At 69.5% G+C, this 17349-nt stretch carries 17 protein-coding genes; 1 reads left to right on the top strand and 16 read right to left on the bottom strand.

Going from position 1 to position 17349, the window contains the following annotated elements; genetic code table 11:
• Positions 1 to 46: 46 nt before the first annotated feature.
• The 9 genes from IHE47_RS01350 to IHE47_RS01310 form a co-directional block, all read right to left on the bottom strand.
• On the bottom strand, positions 47 to 337 hold the full coding sequence (locus tag IHE47_RS01350; protein WP_192103445.1) for a DUF493 family protein: 291 nt from the start codon (positions 335 to 337) through the stop codon (positions 47 to 49).
• Positions 337 to 1614 carry a D-alanyl-D-alanine carboxypeptidase family protein gene (locus tag IHE47_RS01345; RefSeq protein WP_192103443.1) on the bottom strand — a complete coding sequence of 426 codons (1278 nt, stop codon included), beginning with the start codon at positions 1612 to 1614 and terminating at the stop codon, positions 337 to 339. Before IHE47_RS01345 ends, IHE47_RS01350 begins: the two co-directional genes overlap by 1 nt.
• 60 nt (positions 1615 to 1674) lie before the next feature.
• Positions 1675 to 2622 carry a septal ring lytic transglycosylase RlpA family protein gene (locus tag IHE47_RS01340; protein ID WP_192103441.1) on the bottom strand — a complete coding sequence of 316 codons (948 nt, stop codon included), beginning with the start codon at positions 2620 to 2622 and terminating at the stop codon, positions 1675 to 1677.
• Positions 2619 to 3641: a lytic murein transglycosylase B gene (mltB, locus tag IHE47_RS01335; protein ID WP_192103439.1), complete on the bottom strand. Its 1023-nt coding sequence runs from the start codon at positions 3639 to 3641 to the stop codon at positions 2619 to 2621. The genes IHE47_RS01340 and mltB overlap by 4 nt, the downstream gene beginning before the upstream one ends.
• Before the next feature lie 177 nt (positions 3642 to 3818).
• On the bottom strand, positions 3819 to 4946 hold the full coding sequence (gene rodA, locus IHE47_RS01330) for a rod shape-determining protein RodA (RefSeq protein ID WP_192103437.1): 1128 nt from the start codon (positions 4944 to 4946) through the stop codon (positions 3819 to 3821).
• Positions 4943 to 6970, bottom strand: coding sequence for a penicillin-binding protein 2 (mrdA, locus tag IHE47_RS01325; RefSeq protein WP_192103435.1), 2028 nt, complete (start codon positions 6968 to 6970; stop codon positions 4943 to 4945). Before mrdA ends, rodA begins: the two co-directional genes overlap by 4 nt.
• A 7-nt stretch (positions 6971 to 6977) precedes the next feature.
• Positions 6978 to 7463, bottom strand: coding sequence for a rod shape-determining protein MreD (mreD, locus tag IHE47_RS01320; RefSeq protein ID WP_192103433.1), 486 nt, complete (start codon positions 7461 to 7463; stop codon positions 6978 to 6980).
• Positions 7460 to 8500: a rod shape-determining protein MreC gene (mreC, locus tag IHE47_RS01315; RefSeq protein WP_192103431.1), complete on the bottom strand. Its 1041-nt coding sequence runs from the start codon at positions 8498 to 8500 to the stop codon at positions 7460 to 7462. The genes mreD and mreC overlap by 4 nt, the downstream gene beginning before the upstream one ends.
• Before the next feature lie 12 nt (positions 8501 to 8512).
• On the bottom strand, positions 8513 to 9559 hold the full coding sequence (locus tag IHE47_RS01310) for a rod shape-determining protein (protein ID WP_192103429.1): 1047 nt from the start codon (positions 9557 to 9559) through the stop codon (positions 8513 to 8515).
• A 261-nt stretch (positions 9560 to 9820) separates the two neighbouring features.
• Between IHE47_RS01310 and IHE47_RS01305 the strand changes: the two genes are divergently transcribed.
• Positions 9821 to 10756, top strand: coding sequence for a carbohydrate kinase family protein (locus IHE47_RS01305; protein ID WP_192103427.1), 936 nt, complete (start codon positions 9821 to 9823; stop codon positions 10754 to 10756).
• 88 nt (positions 10757 to 10844) lie between these two features.
• Here IHE47_RS01305 and glpK read toward each other — a convergent pair whose 3' ends face one another.
• The 7 genes from glpK to IHE47_RS01270 all read right to left on the bottom strand — a co-directional run bounded on the left by glpK (position 10845) and on the right by IHE47_RS01270 (position 17347).
• Positions 10845 to 12344, bottom strand: coding sequence for a glycerol kinase GlpK (gene glpK, locus IHE47_RS01300; RefSeq protein WP_192103425.1), 1500 nt, complete (start codon positions 12342 to 12344; stop codon positions 10845 to 10847).
• 174 nt (positions 12345 to 12518) lie between these two features.
• Positions 12519 to 12869, bottom strand: coding sequence for a hypothetical protein (locus IHE47_RS01295; RefSeq protein WP_192103423.1), 351 nt, complete (start codon positions 12867 to 12869; stop codon positions 12519 to 12521).
• Between the two features lie 111 nt (positions 12870 to 12980).
• Entirely contained in the window at positions 12981 to 13280 is a 300-nt protein-coding gene (locus IHE47_RS01290; RefSeq protein WP_192103544.1) for an STAS domain-containing protein, read from the bottom strand.
• A 156-nt stretch (positions 13281 to 13436) separates the two neighbouring features.
• On the bottom strand, positions 13437 to 14636 hold the full coding sequence (locus tag IHE47_RS01285; protein WP_192103421.1) for a methyl-accepting chemotaxis protein: 1200 nt from the start codon (positions 14634 to 14636) through the stop codon (positions 13437 to 13439).
• Between the two features lie 15 nt (positions 14637 to 14651).
• A complete protein-coding gene (locus tag IHE47_RS01280; protein ID WP_192103419.1) occupies positions 14652 to 15743 on the bottom strand; it encodes a chemotaxis response regulator protein-glutamate methylesterase in 1092 nt (363 codons plus the stop codon).
• A gap of 42 nt (positions 15744 to 15785) precedes the next feature.
• Complete coding sequence (gene cheD / locus IHE47_RS01275; RefSeq protein WP_192103417.1) at positions 15786 to 16466, bottom strand: chemoreceptor glutamine deamidase CheD; 681 nt, start codon at positions 16464 to 16466, stop codon at positions 15786 to 15788.
• Complete coding sequence (locus tag IHE47_RS01270; RefSeq protein WP_192103415.1) at positions 16466 to 17347, bottom strand: protein-glutamate O-methyltransferase; 882 nt, start codon at positions 17345 to 17347, stop codon at positions 16466 to 16468. The genes cheD and IHE47_RS01270 overlap by 1 nt, the downstream gene beginning before the upstream one ends.
• Positions 17348 to 17349: the final 2 nt, after the last annotated feature.

Here is a 17349-nt window from a genome sequence, read left to right as displayed (position 1 = left end):
GCGCGGCTCTTGCGAATCCCGAATCCCGTATCTCGAATCCCGGCTCTCACAGCGTGTAACGGATATCCGGATCCGCACGCAGCACGGCATGCGCGCTGTCGTACTGCTCGCGGTTGTCGCAGCGGAAGCTCACCGTGACCGAGACGTAGTTGCCGCTGCCGGAATGGCGGTGCTTCACCGTCTCGTGCAGCACCTGCAGGCCCGCCCGCTCGAGCAGCAGCGGCACGTGGGTGGGCAGGCCGGCACTGGCGTTGCCCACCGCGGTGATCTCGAACTCACCGGGGAAATGGAAGCCCTTGCCTTCCTTCTTCGCCTGGCTGAAATCGATCTCGTGCATCACTTCGCGCTCGCTGCGGCGGCCGGCGCGGGTGCGGCCGCGTCGGTCTTCTTGCTGCCGTGGAACCACAGCAGGATCGAATCCCACAGGCGCGAGAAGAAGCCGCCCTGCGGCGCATCGTCCAGCGCGACCAGCGGCACGTTCTGGACCGGCTGGCCGTCCATGGTGATGCGCAGCGTGCCCACCTGCTGCCCCTTCTTGAACGGCGCGACCAGGATGGCGGGGATGTCCATCGCGGCCTTGAGCTGGTCGTACTGGCCGGTCTTCACCGTCACCAGCACGTCGTCGGCCACGCCCAGCGGCAGCGTGTTGGCCTGTCCCTTCCACAGGCGCGGGCTGACCAGCGGCTTGCCGGCGTCGTACAGCTTGTGCGTCTCGTAGAAACGGAAGCCGTAGTTGAGCAGCGCCATCGCCGCGTCGGCGCGGCCCTTGTTGGTGCTGGAACCGAGCACCACCGCGATCATGCGCTCGTCGCCGCGCTTGGCCGAGGCATCGAGGCAGAAGCCGGCGGCGGCGGTGTGGCCGGTCTTGATGCCGTCCACGGTGGCGTCGCGCCACAGCAGTTCGTTGCGGTTCTGCTGCTTGATGCCGTTCCACTCGTACTCCTTGATCGCGGAGATCGCGTAGTCGGTGGGGAAATCATGGATCAGCGCGCGCGAAAGGGTCGCGATGTCGTGCGCGGTGGAATAGTGGTCGTCCACCGGGTAGCCCGACGCATTCGCGTAATGCGTGTTCACCATGCCGAGCTGCCTGGCGTAGGCGTTCATCAGGTTGGCGAACGCGTCCTCGGAACCGGCGGTGTGCTCGGCCAGCGCGATCGCCGCGTCGTTGCCGGACTGCACGATCATGCCCTTGAGCAGGTCCTCCAGCGGCACCTGGCTGTTGAGCTTCAGGAAGCTGGTGGAGCCGTCGGTGCCGGCGCCGCCGGAACGCCAGGCGTGCTCGCTGATGGTCACGGTGTCGTTCGGGTGCACGCGCCCGTTGGCGATCTCGGCGGAGACCACGTAATCGGTCATCACCTTGGTCAGCGAGGCCGGCGCGCGGCGGTCGTCGGGGTTCTTCGAGGCGAGGATCTGGCCGGTGGCGTAGTCCATCAGCACCCAGCTCTGCGCATCCACGTCCGGCGGCGGCGGCACCGGCATCGGCGCCACCACGGGACTGGGCACGCCGCTGGGATGCGGCGGGGTCGTCGGGTGCGGCGGCGTCTGGGCGACGGCGACGCCAGCCACCAGCGCGGTGGCGGCCAGCGGGGTCAGGATGCGGCGGAGGAAACTCATCGTGATCGTGTTCCGGAGGTTGCTGGACGGCGCCCGCGGGCACCGTCGATGGAAAGTGCGTCAGTTTACCGCGACCTTCGGCCGCGGCAGCCCCATGCCCTCGATGCGGTTGGTCACGTCGTCAGCGCGATCCACGCTGTCCAGCGGCCCCACGCGCACGCGATGGATGGTGCGGTCGTTGATCTGAACCTGTTCAAGCTGTACCGGCGCAAAATTGGCCTGGCGTAGTTGCGCGGCCACCCGCTCGGCGTTGGCCGGATCGGAGAACGCGCCCACCTGCAGGTAGATGCCCGGCGACCCGCCCTGGCTTGTGACCGGCGCGGGCGGCGGTGGTTCCTGCCCCGGCGCGGCCGGATCGATGCCCTGCACCTCGACCAGCCCCGTCCCCTTGGGCCAGACTCCGATGCGCACCGCGGCGGCATAGGACAGGTCGATGATGCGGTTCTCGTGGAACGGCCCGCGGTCGTTGATGCGCACGACCACGCTCTTGCCGTTGGCGAGGTTGGTCACCCGCGCGTAGCTCGGCAGCGGCAGCACCTTGCTGGCGGCGGTGAACTTGTACATGTCGTAGTCCTCCAGGCTGGAGGTCTTGTAGCCGTGGAACTTGTTGCCGTAGAACGAGGCGATGCCGCGCTCGTCGTAGCCGCGCGCGCTGGACAGCACGCTGTAGCTCTGCCCCAGCACGGTGTAGGGCGAGATGTTGCCGTACCGCGAGCGCGGTTCCGCCTGCGGCACCGGCTCGGGCAGGCTGTAGATGAAGGCCGGCGGCGCCCCGGTGGGCGAACTGTCGTTGCTGTCGCCGTAGCGCTGGTCCTGCGGCAGGCTGGTGTCGTCGCCGCGATGGAACCAGCCGCGATGCGCGGCGGTGCCGGACGACGACGCCGTGCCGCCAGTCGTCGATGTTGATGTCGCTGTCGGCGACGTCACCGGCCGCGTGGCCGGCCGGCCGCCGCAAGCCGTCAGGATCAGCACCGCCGCCGGCAACGACAGGCCGTGCCACAACCTCATTGCGCGCTGCCCGCGTTGTCCGCGTCGTGCACGCCATCCATGATCGCCTGCGCCAGCTGGTCCACCGCCATCGCGTACATCGGGCTGCGGTTGTAGGTGGTGATCACCTGGAAATTGTTGAAGGTGAACCACGTCTCCGGCCCGCCCGCGCCGGCCAGCGTCAGCAGGCTGGTCGGCTCGCCCGGGTCCAGGTGCTGGAGCGGCGCATAGCCCCAGGCTTCCAATTGCTCCAGCGGCCACTGCGGCTTCGCCTGCCAGTCGCCCAGCGGCCTGGCCGCGCCATCCGGCTGCGCGCGCGCCGCCACCGGGCCGCCGGCGATCCAGCCGTGCCTGGCGAAGTAGTTCGCCACGCTGGCGAGGATGTCGGGCAGCGAATTCTGCAGGTCGATGCGGCCGTCGCCGTCCTCGTCCACCGCGAAGTCGCGGATGCTGTCGGGCATGAATTGGCCCCAGCCCTGCGCGCCGGCATAGGAGCCGGTGAGCGTGTCCAGCGGGCCGGCGAGGTGGTTGTCCGGCAGCTCCAGCAAGGTCTTCAGCTGCTGACGGAAATAGGGCGCGCGCTTCGGGTAGTAGAAACCCAGCGTCACCAGCGCATCGAGCACCTTGTACTTGCCGGTGATGCGCCCGTAGAACGTCTCCACGCCGATGATCGCCACGAGGTACTGCGGCTCCACGCCGTACTGCCGGCCGATGCGCTCCAGCAAGGCGCGGTTCGCGCGATAGAACGCCACACCGTCGTCGATGCGCTTCTGGGTGAGGAAGATCGGCCGGTACGCGCTCCACGGCTTGGACTCCGCCGGCCGGTTCATCGCGTCGAGGATGCTCTGCTGCATCTGCGCCTGGTCGAGCAGCGCGTTGAGCATGGCCGGATCCTTGCCGGTGTCGCGCACCACCTCCTGCACCAGCGCGGACTGGCCGGGATGCGTTTCGGCGAATACCGGCACGGCCGCCATCAACAGGAACAAGCCCAGCGCCGCGATGATGGGGCGAATCGAGCGCGATGCGAAAACAGGGATCATGAAGCGGCAAGGCTCACAAGGTATGCAGTCGCCGCAAGCCTAGCATGCACCTGCGCCCAGCCCGGGCACGGCATGGCACAACGGTGAAGGGCGATTCACCCGGCTCAATGATTCACCGCCGAACGGCTCACGATCGAGCCCGATCTTACGGAAAAGCGAAAACGCGTGGGCGGCGATTCAGTCGTGCCTTTTGCGGTGCGCATGGATCGACATCAGCATGCCGAAGCCCACCAGCAGGGTTACCGCCGAGGTGCCGCCGTAGCTCACCATCGGCATCGGCACGCCGACCACCGGCAGCATGCCGGAGACCATGCCGCCATTGACGAACACGTAGACGAACAGGCTCATGCCGATCGCGCCGGCGAGCAGGCGCGAGTAGGTCTCGCGCGCCTCCATCGCGATCCACAGGCAGCGGCCGATGATGAAGGCGTACAGCACCATCATCAGGCACACGCCGAGCAGGCCGAACTCCTCGGAGAACACCGCGAAGATGAAGTCGGTGGTGTGCTCGGGCAGGAAATCCAGCTGCGCCTGCGAGCTGTGCATCCAGCCCTTGCCGAACGCGCCGCCGGAACCCACCGCGATCTGCGACTGGATGATGTGCCAGCCGTTGCCGAGCGGGTCGGATTCCGGGTTGAGCATGGTGAGGATGCGGCCGCGCTGGTACCCGTGCATGAAGTGCCAGGCGACCGGCGCCATGCCGGCCGCGGCCGCCAGCAGCAGGCCGATGCGCCACCACGCCATGCCCGAGAGGAACAGCGCGAAGCTGCCGGCCGCCGCCACCAGCAGGGCCGTCCCCAGGTCCGGCTGCTTGCCGATCAGGTAGGCGGGAACCGCGATCAGCACGCCGACCATCGCGATGTCCTTCCAGCGCGGCGGCAACTGGCGCGGGTGCAGGTACCACGCCACCATCATCGGCATGGTGAGCTTGGCCAGTTCGGACGGCTGGAAGCGCATCACGCCGAGGTTCAGCCAGCGGTCGGCGCCGCGGCCCTCGCCCAGCACCGACACCACCACCAGCAGCAGGGTGCTGCCGGCGTAGAGCCACGGCGTCCAGTTGCGCAGGACCGAGGGCGGGATGCGCGAGATCAGCAGCATCAGCACGAAACCCAGCACGAAGCGCATGGCCTGCCCGACCACCTGACCGCTGGTCGTGCCGCCATCGCCGGCGGCCGCGCTGTAGAGCGTGCAGAGTCCCGCCACCGCCAGCAGCAGCAGGCCCGCCGCCAGCGGCAGGTCGATGCGCGGCCGCGTCAGCACGCGGCGCAGCAGGCGCTTCATCCGCACATGCAGCATCTCGATCATGGCGGGTTCTCCTGCGACGACGCGTTCGCGGGTTCGTCCTGCGGCGCGTCCGGCGTTGCATCCGTCGCCGCGTCGGGCGCCGACGCGCCTGATGCCGGCGCGTTCGGCGGCGCCCTCGACACCACATCGGGGGAGGACAGGCTGCCCGGCTGCAGCGGCGTGTCCGGCGGCGCGTCCGGCTGGGTGGCCAGCCACGCGTCGAGGATCTTGCGCGCGATGGGGCCGGCCGACGAGGCGCCCCAGGCGCCATTCTCCAGCGACACCACCACCGCGATGCGCGGCTCCTCCGCCGGCGCGAACATCTCGAACCACGCGCGATGGCGGCTGGCGAGGTAGGCGAGGTTGGTGTTCTCGTTGTACGCGTCGGTGTGGCGCGAGTAGATCTCGGCGGTGCCGCTCTTGCCGGCGATGGTGTACGGGAAGCCCTTGCCCAGCCCGTAGCCGGTGCCGCGCGGGTCGTTCACCACCATCTGCATGCCGTCCACCACGGCCTGCCAGTCGGCGGGACTCTTGATGACGGAGGGGCCGCTGGGCGGATTGGGCAGCGGCTGCTTCGGCGCATCCACGTCGGTCTGCGTGGCCATCACCAGCCGCGGCGCGTACGGCACGCCGTGCCCGGCGAGGATGGACAAGGCGTGCGCCAGCTGCATCGGCGTCACCGTCCAGTAGCCCTGCCCGATGCCCGCGATGATGGTTTCGCCGGGGAACCACGGCGTCTTGTAACGCCTGGTCTTCCATGCGCGCGAAGGCAGGATGCCGCTGGATTCGCCGTTGAGGTCGATGCCGCTGGGCTGGCCGAAGCCGAAGCGGCTCATCCAGTCGTCGTAGCGGTCGATGCCCATGTCCAGCGCGAGCTTGTAGAAGTAGGTGTTCACCGACCACATGATGGCCATGCGCAGGTTCACCGTGCCGAAGCCGCCGCGGCGGTCGTCGCGCCGGCAGAACGTGGTGCCGGGGACGCAGAACGTGCCGGTGGAAAGCACGCTGTCCGCCGGCGTGCGCAGGCCCAGTTCCAGGCCGCCCAGCGCCAGGAAGGGTTTCACCGTGGAGCCGGGCGGGTACACGCCGCGCAGGGCGCGGTTGAGCAGCGGCTTGTCCGGCGCGGTGTTCAAGCTGCGGTAATCGACTTGGCTGATGCCATCGACGAACAGGTTGGGATCGAAGCTCGGCACGCTGACCATCGCCAGCACCTGTCCGTTGCGCGGATCGATCGCCACCGCCGAACCGACCTGGCCAGCCAGCGCCTGCTCGGCGGCCTTCTGGATGCGCGCGTCGATGCTGAGGTAGATGTTCTTGCCGGCGATGGCCGGATGCGTCTGCAACACGCGCTGGGTGCGGCCGTCCGCGTTCACTTCCACCAGTTCGTAACCCGGCGTGCCGTGCAGCATGTCCTCGTAGGAGCGCTCGACGCCGATGCGGCCCACATGGGTGGTGCCCTTGTAGCTCGCCGGGTCGAGCCGGTCGAGGTCGTCCGCGTCGATGCGCGCGACGTAGCCGATCACGTGCGCGAACAGTTCGCCCAGCGGATAGCGGCGGTTCTGGTAAGGCACCACGTCCACGCCGGGGAAGCGCCAGCGGTTCACCGCGAAGCGGTCGATCTCGTCCTCGCTGAGGCGCATCTTCAGCGGCACGCTCTCGAAGCGGCGGCTCTGTTTGAGCTGCTTGCGGAAGGCGTCGAGGTCGTCCTGGCCGAGCGGGATGACCTGGCCGAGCCGTTCCAGCATGGCCTGCATGTCGGTCACCTGCTCGGGCACCACCTCGAGCCGGAACGCGGGCACGTTGTTGGCCAGCAGCACGCCGTTGCGGTCGAAGATCAGGCCGCGCGCGGGCGGGATCGCGATGGGCTTGACGCGATTGTTCTCCGAACGCGCGGCGAATTCGTCGTAGCGCGACACCTGCAGGGTCGCGTAACGGACCACCAGGCCGGCGAGGCCCAGCAGGATCAGCGCGAAGCCCGCCAGCGCACGGCGGCGGAACAGCTCGAGTTCGCTGCGTGAATCCTTGATCGCGCGCCGCAGCTTCATCGCATGCTCACTGCAGGCGCAAGCGCATGCGCAGGTCGTCCAGCAGCAGGAACAGGAACGGCCACAGCGCGGCGCCCACGAACGGGGCGATCCACCAGCTGGCCGGCGGCATCGTCGCACCGGACAGCAGGCGCACCACCAGCAGCAGGATGCGGTCGTTCACCAGCAGCGCCAGCACCGCCAGCGCCTGCTGCCACATCGGGAAGAAGCGCAGCCGCGAGCGGAAGCGCAGCACGATGAACACCAGCGCGCACAGGCGCAGCGCCTGCTCGCCCAGCAGCACGCCATCGAACAGGTCGGCGCCCAGGCCGAGCACGAAGGCCAGGCCCAGGCTGACCCGGTCCTCCGACTCCAGCGTCCAGTACAGCAGCACCAACGCGGGCCAGTACGGCTTGAACGGCTCCAGCGGCGCCGGCAGCGGCACCAGCATCGAGAGCAGCGCGAACAGCAACGTGCCGGCGAACCACCAGGCGGACAGGCGCTGGCGGTTCATCGCGTGCTCCCGGCCGCGGCAGGCGCGGTGGCGGAGGCCGCGGCCGGCAGGTTGGCAGTGGCGCGCGGCAGGGTCGGCCGCACGGCGCTCGCGGAGGCCGCCGCCGTGGGCGCGCCGCCGTTCGCCGCACCCGGCGCGGGCGCCAGCGTGGCGGGCGGACCGGCCGGAACCACCGGCACGGGCGGGCCGTCGGGTTCGGCCTGGTCGTGCAGCAGCAGCACGTCCTCGCTGCGGTCGATGTCGGCCGCCGGCTGCACCTGTGCCACCCGGAACATGCCGGAAACGCCCGGCGCCACCGCCACCACCTTGCCCACCGGGAAGCCCGGCGGGAAGCGCCCGCCCAGGCCGGAGGTGAGCAACCGGTCGCCCGGCTGCACGTCGGCGGCCAGCGGGATGTTGGGCAGCACCAGGCCGCTGCCGTCGCGGGCGCCATAGGCCACGGTGCGCAGGCCGGAACGGTCCACCACCACCGGGATCGCGTGCGCCGGATCGGTCACCAGCATCACCACCGAGGTCCGCGGCAGCACCTCGACCACCTGCCCCATCACGCCGTGCGCGTCGATCACCGGCTGGCCCGGCTTCACGCCGTCGCGCGCCCCGAGGTTCAGCACCAGCCGCTGCTGCCAGGCGCCCAGGTCCACGCCGACCACGCGCGCCAGCTGCACGTTGATGTCGAGGCTGCGCTGGGTGTCCAGCAGTTCCTTGAGGTGCTGGTTCTGCTCGGCCACGCCGGCCATGCGGTTGAGCCGCGCGTTGGCCAGCAGCAGGTCCTCGCGCAGGCGCTGGTTCTGCTCGGTGAGCCGTTTGCGGTCGGCGAACGCCACGCTGAGCGTGCGCATGCCGGCGCTGGGCAGGTCGGCCAGGCGGTACATCGGCTCCACCACCATCGAGGCCATGCTGCGCACACGCCACAGCCAGCCGTTGCGGTGGTCGAGCACCATCAGCACCAGGGCCAGGGCCAGGTAGACGATCAGCCGCAGGGTGCCTGCGGCGTTGCCGGCGAACAGGGGCGAGGACTCATCGCGCGGACGCGCCACGACGAGTCAACCTCACTCTGGGGCGAAGAAATCGCTGCCGTGCTGGTCGATCAGCTCCAGCGCCTTGCCGCCGCCGCGCGCCACGCAGGTGAGCGGGTCGTCCGCCACCTGCACGTGCAGGCCGGTCTCCTCGGAGATCAGGCGGTCCAGGTCGCGCAGCAGCGCGCCGCCGCCGGTGAGCACGATGCCGCGCTCGGCCACGTCGGAGCACAGCTCCGGCGGGGTCTGCTCCAGCGCCGACTTCACCGCGGCCACGATGCCGGCCAGCGGCTCGTGCAGCGCCTCGAGGATCTCGTTGGAGTTGATCGTGAACATGCGCGGCACGCCCTCGGCGAGGTTGCGGCCGGAGATCTCGATCTCCTTCACGTTGGTCTGCGGGAAGGCGCAGCCGATCTCCAGCTTGATGCGCTCGGCGGTGGACTCGCCGATCAGGGTGCCGTGGTTGCGGCGCACGTAGTTGATGATGGCCTCGTCGAAGCGGTCGCCGCCCACGCGCACGGACTGCGAGTAGACGATGCCGTTGAGCGAGATCACCGCCACTTCCGAGGTGCCGCCGCCGATGTCCAGCACCATCGCGCCGCGCGCCTCGTGCACCGGGATGCCGGCGCCGATCGCGGCGGCCATCGGCTCCTCGATCAGGAACACGTCGCGGGCGCCGGCGCCTTCGGCCGACTCCTTGATGGCGCGGCGCTCCACCTGGGTGGAGCCGCAGGGCACGCACACCAGCACGCGCGGGCTGGGGCGCAACAGGCGCGACTTGTGCACGCGCTTGATGAAGTACTGCAGCATCGCCTCGGTCATGGTGAAGTCGGCGATCACGCCGTCCTTCATCGGGCGCACGGTGGCGATGTTGCCCGGTGTGCGGCCCAGCATGCGCTTGGCTTCGCCGCCCACCGCCGCGATCGCGCGCGGGCCGCCCGGGCCGCGGTCCTGGCGCACCGCCACCACCGAAGGCTCGTTCAGCACGATGCCCTGGCCGCGCACGTAGATCAGCGTGTTGGCGGTGCCGAGGTCGATCGAAACGTCGTTGGAAAAGATTCCGCGAAACTTCTTGAACATGAGGTCCGCCGCGCGCCGGCCTGAGTAAAAAATAAGCTCACCAGTCTAGTCAGCGTCACCCACGGGCGCAACCGGAAAGACGTTAAAAAAGCCTTCCACATCGCCGTTTTCCGCACATTCCGGAGATTTCGCGTCAGGTTTGCGCAGTCGCCATGAACGCCCGTTCACGATACGATGCGGACCTTTGGCCGGATCCACGGATCCGGGTTCGTCGGCCGCGCCTCGCGCAGCCTCCACCACGCTTGGGGCAATCACGCAACCATGTCTGCCGTCATCTGCGGATCGCTGGCCTACGACACCATCATGGTGTTCCAGGATCAATTCAAGAACCACATCCTGCCCGACCAGATGCACATCCTGAATGTGTCCTTCCTGGTGCCGCGGATGCGCCGCGAGTTCGGCGGCTGCGCAGGCAACATCGCCTACAACCTCAAGCTGCTGGGCGGCGACCCGCTGCCGGTGGCGGCGGTGGGCCAGGATTTCGCGCCGTACCGCGCGCACATGGAGAAGTGCGGCATCCCGCTGGATTGCGTGCGCGTGTTCGACGACCAGTTCACCCCGCAGTGCTTCATCACCACCGACCTGGACAACAACCAGATCACCGCCTTCCACCCCGGCGCGATGTCCAGCGCGCACGACAACCACGTGCGCGAGATCCCCGACATCGACTTCGGCATCGTGGCGCCCGACGGCCGCGAGGCGATGCTGCAGCACGTCGACGAGTTCGCCGCGCGCGGCGTGCCCTTCATCTTCGACCCGGGCCAGGCGATGCCGCTGTTCAGCGGCGACGAGTTCCGCGCGATGATCGGGAAGGCGACCTACGTGATCGTCAACGACTACGAGTCGCAGCTGCTGCAGACGCGCACCGGCTGGAGCGCCGGCGAGATCGCCAGCCGGGTGAAGGCCTACATCGTCACGCTGGGGCCGCGCGGCTCGCTGATCCACGCTGGCGACACCACGCACGAGATCCCGCCGGCGCACGAGCGCCAGGTCGTCGACCCCACCGGCTGCGGCGACGCGTACCGCGCCGGCCTGATCTTCGGCATCATGCGCGGCAAGGACTGGCCCACCGTGGGCCGCATGGCCTCGCTGATGGGCGCGCTGAAGGTGGAGCATCCCGGCACGCAGAACCAGCACTTCGACTACGCGCAGTTCGCCGCCGAGTTCAAGGAACAGTTCGGCTATTCGCTGGACTGACCAGGACCTTCCGTAAGGAGCGCACCATGTGCGCGAAAGCTCTGACGCTTCGATCGGCGCACAAGGCCATCGCGCACAGGGGGCGCTCCTACATCGGCGTGAAGGCGCAGGCGGCCTGCACCGCCGCCTGCCAGCCGCGATAGCGCCGCTCGCGTTCCGCCACGGGCATGCCCGGCTCGAAGCGGCGGTCCAACTGCCACAGCCGCGCGACCTGCGCGCGGTCCTCCCAGAATCCCAGCGCCAGTCCGGCGAGATACGCCGCGCCCAGCGCCGTGGTTTCCTGCACGCCGGGCCGCAGCAGCGGCACGCCCAGCATGTCGCTCTGGAACTGCGCCAGGAAATCGTTGGCGCTGGCGCCGCCGTCGGCGCGCAACTCCTTCAGCGGAATGCCCGCGTCCGCCTCCATCGCCGCGAGCACGTCGCGCGACTGGTAGGCCATGGATTCCAGCGCCGCGCGCACGACGTGCTCGCGGCGCGTGCCGCGGGTGATGCCGAACATCGCGCCGCGCACCTCGCTGCGCCAGTACGGCGCCCCCAGGCCCACGAAGGCCGGCACCAGGTAGACGCCGTCGCTGGAGGCCACGCCTTCGGCCAGCGCCTGCGAATCGGCGGCGCGTTCGAGCAGGCGCAGGCCGTCGCGCAGCCACTGCACCACCGCGCCGGCGACGAAGATGCTGCCCTCCAGCGCGTATTCCACCTTGCCGTCGATCTCCCACGCGATGGTGGTCAGCAGGCCATGGCGCGACGGCACCGCCTGCCCGCCCGTGTGCATCAGCATGAAGCAGCCGGTGCCGTAGGTGTTCTTCGCCATGCCGGGCTCGAAGCAGGCCTGGCCGAACAACGCCGCCTGCTGGTCGCCGGCGAGGCCGCCGATGGCAACCGCGGCGCCGAAGAAGCGCGCCGGATCAGTGTCGCCGACATGCCCGCTGCACGGGCAGACCCGCGGCAGCATCGCGCGCGGCACCTTGAACAGGCGCAGCAGCCCGTCGTCCCATTCGCGACGATGGATGTCGTACAGCAGGGTGCGCGCGGCATTGCTGGCGTCGGTGACGTGCAGGCGCCCGCCGGTCAGGTTCCACACCAGCCAGCTTTCCATCGTGCCGAACAGCAGCTCGCCGCGCTCGGCGCGCGCCTGGGCGCCCTCGACATGGTCGAGCAGCCAGCGGATCTTGCTGGCGGAGAAATACGCGTCGATCAGCAGGCCGGTCCTGGCCTGCACCATGGGCGTGCAGCCGTCCGCCTGCAGCCGTTCGCAGATGGCCACGCTCTGCCGCGACTGCCACACGATGGCGTTGTGGATCGGCTGGCCGCTGTGGCGGTCCCATACCACCGTGGTCTCGCGCTGGTTGGCGATGCCGATGCCGGCCAGGTCGCCCGGCTCGACCTGCAGGCGCGTGAGCAGCTCGGCCACGGTGGCCTGCACGCTGGCGAGGATCTCGCGCGGGTCGTGCTCCACCCAGCCTGGCTGCGGATAGACCTGGGCGAACTCGCGCTGCGCCATGCCCGCCACGCGGCCGGCCGCGTCGACCAGCATCGCCCGGGTGCTGGTGGTGCCCTGGTCCAGCGCCAGGATGTATCGCTTTGCCACGGGGCACCTCATGCACGGGAAGCCGCACGAAGCTTAGAACCTGCCCAAGGTCCCCGCATGGTCCGCGCCGGGGGGGCTATGAACAGGCTCTTGCGGCCTGCCCGCCGCCGACAACAAAACGGCGGCGTGGCGTTTCCGCCGCGCCGCCGTCCTTCGCCGCGGAAGTTCCGCGACTTACCAGGCGCGCACGTCCGCCACGGTGACGGTGAACGTGGTCATCAGGGGATCGGGGCGGAACATGCGGCCCAGGTCGAAGTTCACCGAATCGCCGGGAGCGATGTTGGAGGTGCCCGCCGGCCACGCCTGCTTGGTCTGCAGCACCTTGCCCGTCTCATCCTTGCCGTCGATGCGGATCTGCGCGGCAGCGGCCGTGGCGCAGTTGTTGACCAGCGTGCCGCGCAGGCTCATGCGGGAGCCCGCGGGCACCGGCTTGAAGTCCTTGATCGCGAAGTCGGTGGCCGAGCAAGCGGCATGGGCAGCCAACGGGGCCAGCAGCAGGGCAGCGGCGACGACAAAAGCTTTCATGAAAAACTCCAGGGGGACTGAGGGGAAAACGCTATGCCCCTGTATCGGCCGCCCCTGGAAAACTTTAACGACCGCATCAGCGGGCGCACCCGCGTGCAGGCGCGCCTGCGTTCAGTGCAGCACGAACAACTTGTCGAAGCCGGCGACGCGCAGGGTGCTGCGCAGCTCGCCCGAGGCATTGACGATGCGGATGTCGGCGCGGTCGGCGCCGGCGTGCTCGCGCAGCAGCAGCAGCATGCCGAGCGCGGAGCTGTCCATGCCGGTGACCTCGCCCAGGTCGATCACGTAGCTGCGCGCGCGCTTGCCGTCGCCGAGGCAGGCGTCGTGGAAGTCGCGATGGATGCTGAAGTCGAAGCGCTCGCCCAGCTGCAGGGTGAGGCAGTCGAGCTCGGCGTCATGGTGGACCATCAGGCTCATTTGAAATGTTCTCCGGGTCAGGAATGCGATCCATGGATGGATCGCACGCAAATCAGGCACAACGTGCCTGATTTGTCGGAGCCAAGTCCGGGCACGTACCGGACTTGGGCGAGCCGGGAAAGTGCAGGAGCACTTTCCCGGCGCATAAGGTCAGAAAAGTTCGATCTCGCCGGCGTCCATCGAGTTCTGCAGCGCCGGGCCGCGCGAGCGCAGGCGCGCCTTCTCGCGCTGGATCGCCAGGCGGCTGCGCACGCGCTGGGCACGTTCTTCCAGCGCCTCCGCCTCGAGCGGGGTGCAGGCCAGCTCCTCGATGTCGCGCGTGCATTCGCTGGTGATTTCCTGCAGGTCCACCAGGCGCTCGCGGGTCTGGCCGATCAGCTGGCGCAGGATGTCCTCGAACTGCAACGAGCGCACCGTGGTGGAGACGTCGCTGGTCAGGCCGCGGCTGATCTCGACCACCTGGTCGGCCACCTTGCTGGTGCGCGCGTCGCTCTCGGTGACGTGCGCCGTCATCGCGTCGATGCCGCCCTTGGCCGACAGCGCCACGTTGAGGTCCTGCGAGGCCATCGCGCCGATCAGGCCGCGCAGCTGCTCCATCGCGGCGCGGGCGCGCTCGACGTGGCCGCCGATGCGCTCGTTGAGCTGGTTGGAGTTGCTGGCCAGGTTGCGGATCTCGCCAGCCACCACCGCGAAGCCGCGGCCGGATTCGCCCGCGCGCGCCGCCTCGATCGCGGCGTTCAGCGCCAGCAGGTTGGTTTCCTCGGCGATGGTGTTGACGTTCTTCAGCAGGCCGAACACCGCGTCCATTTCCTTCGCCATGCCGTCGATGCGGTAGACGATGCGCAGGCTCTCGCGCGACATCTGCACGATCATGCCCACGAAGTGCTCCAGCAGGTCGCCGGTGCGGGCGGCGAAGTCCTGCACCGACACGCCGCCGTCCTGCACGTCGATGATCTGCTTGAGCAGCGACTGCTGCAGCGCGGTCTTGCTGGACAGGCCGTCGAAGCCGCCGCCCAGTTCGGACACCGCGTCGCGCAGCAGGTCCAGGCCCTGGTGCAGCTCGCGGGTGGCGTGGCCGAGCTCGTCGACCAGCGCGCTGCGCACGTCCTCCATCGCCGCGCGCACCGGCTCCGCGCTCGCGCCGGGCGCAGCCACGGCAGGGGCGGCGGCCGGCATGGCCGCCGACGGTTCCTCGCCGCGCGTCGCCGCGAACCATGCCGCGGTGACGGCCAGCACCAGCAGCGGCGCCAGCCAGGCGGGGTGCCACAGCAGGGTCAGCAACAGGGCGACGGCGCTGGCGATCCAGCCGGCCAGCGGGCGTCGGAAAAATTGGGCGGGAGTGAATGGCATGGTCCGTGGTCCGGCTCAGGCGCCCTTGGCGCCGTGGTGGGTGTGGTGCGCCAGCGCGAGCAGGCGGCCCGCGATGTGGTCGAGCGGCAGCATTTCCGGCGCGGCGCCGAGCTTCCAGGCGGCGCCGGGCATGCCCCACACCACCGAACTGGGTTCGTCCTGCACCAGGGTGGCGGCGCCGGCCTGGCGCAGTTCGAGCAGGCCGCGCGCGCCGTCGTCGCCCATGCCGGTGAGCAGGGCGGCGATGGTGGAGGCGCCGGCGGTGGCCGCCAGCGAGCGGAACAGCACGTCGACGCTGGGACGGTGCCGGTTCACCGGCGGGCCGTCGTGCAGGCGGCACACGAACCTGGCGCCGTCCCACATCGCCAGCAGGTGGTGGCTGCCCGGCGCGATGTAGGCCGTGCCCTGCTGGATCGGCTGCCCGTCCTGCGCCTCGCATACGCGCATCGCCGAGCAGCGGTCCATGCGCGCGGCGAACGGTCCGCTGAAGGCGGCCGGGATGTGCTGGGTCACCAGGATCGGCGGCGCGTCAGGCGGCATCATTTCCAGCACCACGCGCACCGCCTCGGTGCCGCCGGTGGAGGCGCCGATGGCGATGATCGGGCTGCCGCCGCGGCTGCCCGGCACCTGCGAGCGCGGCAGCACCGCGTCGGCCGACAGGCGCGGCGCCACTTCCAGCGGGCGCACCGCGGTGCGCGCCCTGGGCCTGGCCAGCGCCGCGTGCTTGACCTTGGCGCACAGCTCCTGCGCGCTGTCGCCGAAGCTGGCGGCGAGGTCGGTGTTCGGCTTGGCGTAGAAGTCCACCGCGCCCAGCTCCAGCGCGCGCAGGGTGACGTCGGCGCCGGCGGTGGTGAGGGTGGACACCATCACCACCGGCATCGGCCGCAGCCGCATCAGGTTTTCCAGGAAGGTGAGCCCGTCCATGCGCGGCATCTCGACGTCCAGCGTGAGCACGTCGGGATTCAGCTGCTTGATCTTCTCGCGGGCGATGTAAGGGTCGGGCGCCGTGCCCACCACCTCGATCTCCGGATCGCAGGTAAGCATGGTCGACATCAGCTTGCGCACCAATGCGGAATCGTCGACTACAAGTACGCGCACTCTTTCCATTGCTCACCCTGGCTATGCGAACCCCCGCACCGGACACCGGCGTCAGAACAGCTCGACCTCGCCCTTTATCGGATCGTTCGCCAACTGCTTGAGGTAGGTGCGCTCGCCGGCCACCAGCTTCACGTCGTCGGTGCGGCGCAGCTGGCGCACGCGCGCCTTGCCGCTCTGCGGGAAAAACTGCACCTGGCGCGGATAGATGTCGCCCAGGTCCTCGGCCACCACCTTGAGCTTCTCGGTGGTGATGTAGCGGCGCACGAACTCGATGTTGCGCTGGCCCACGTCGCTCATCTGCGCCAGCACGCGCCCGCCGCCGAACAGCTTGACGGTGAGGTCGGCGCGCTGCGCGCCCGCCTTCAGCAGGTCGTTGATGAGGTGCTCCATCGCGTCCGAGCCGTAGCGCGCCGCGCGGCCCACGGTGGAGGCCCAGCTGTCGCTGCCGCCCTTGGACTCGGGCAGCATGAAGTGGTTCATGCCGCCGATGCCGCGCACCGGGTCGTGGATGCAGGCCGACACGCAGGAGCCGAGCACGGTGCTCACCATCTCTTCCTGCGCGCTCACGTAGAACTCGCCCGGCAGCACCTTGACGGTCATGCAGCCCTGCACCGGGTCCCAGAACCGCTTCAGGTGTTCGTAGCCGGGCGGGGCCTTGGTCTCCACCGGCGCGACGCGGCGTTCGATCCGACGCTGGATGGAAGAGTGGTGATGGTGGTGGTGCGTGCTCATCAGCCGCGCTTCCTGTAGGCCGTGCGGCCAACCAGTTCGAAGTCCTCGTTGATGCCGTGCAGCGACTCGGAGTGGCCAAGAAACAGGTAGCCGCCCGCCGGCAACAGCGCGGCATAGCGGCTGAACAGCTTCTGCTTGGTGGGCTGGTCGAAGTAGATCACCACGTTGCGGCAGAAGATCGCGTCGAACGGCCCGCGCATCGGCCAGTCGTGCAGCAGGTTCAGCGGCTGCACCGTCACCATCTCGCGCAGGCGCGGGTGCACGCAGGCATAGCCCTCGTACTCGCCGGCGCCGCGCATCATCCAGCGGCGGCGGCGCTCTTCGCTGATGCCGCCGAGCTTGTCCAGCGCGTACACGCCGTTGCGCGCCTGCTCCAGCGCCTGCGGCGACAGGTCGGTGGCGAGGATCCTGGCATCCATGCTGGAGGCGCCGTTCTGCTCCAGCGCCTCGGCCAGCACCATCGCCATGGCGTAGGGCTCTTCGCCGGTGGAGCAGCCGGCCGACCAGATCCGCAGGCGGCCGCCCTCGGCGCGCTTCTTCTTGATCCACTGCGGCAGCAGCTGCTTTTCCAGCAGCTCGTAGTGGTGCGGCTCGCGGAAGAACGAGGTGACGTTGGTGCTGATGACGCTGGCCAGCTCGCCCAGCTCGCCGGTCGGGTCGTGGCGCAACAGCTCGCAATACGCGGCGTAGTCGGGCAGGCGCAGCGCGCGCAGGCGCCGCGCCAGTCGCCCCTGCACCAGCTGGCGCTTGTGCTCGCCCAGCGAGATGCCCAGGTGCTCGTACACGAAGTCGCGCAGAAAGCGGAACTCGGCGTCGCCCAGCAGGACCGCGTCGTCGCCGGACGGCGCCTTGTTGCCGGACGCGCTGGCGACGGCGGCCATAC

Origin of the sequence: Rhodanobacter sp. DHB23 (assembly GCF_014842975.1) — a bacterium.
Lineage (GTDB): Bacteria > Pseudomonadota > Gammaproteobacteria > Xanthomonadales > Rhodanobacteraceae > Rhodanobacter_A.
Note: the sequence above shows the minus strand (reverse complement) of the source record. Positions and strands in the feature narration are given on the sequence as shown.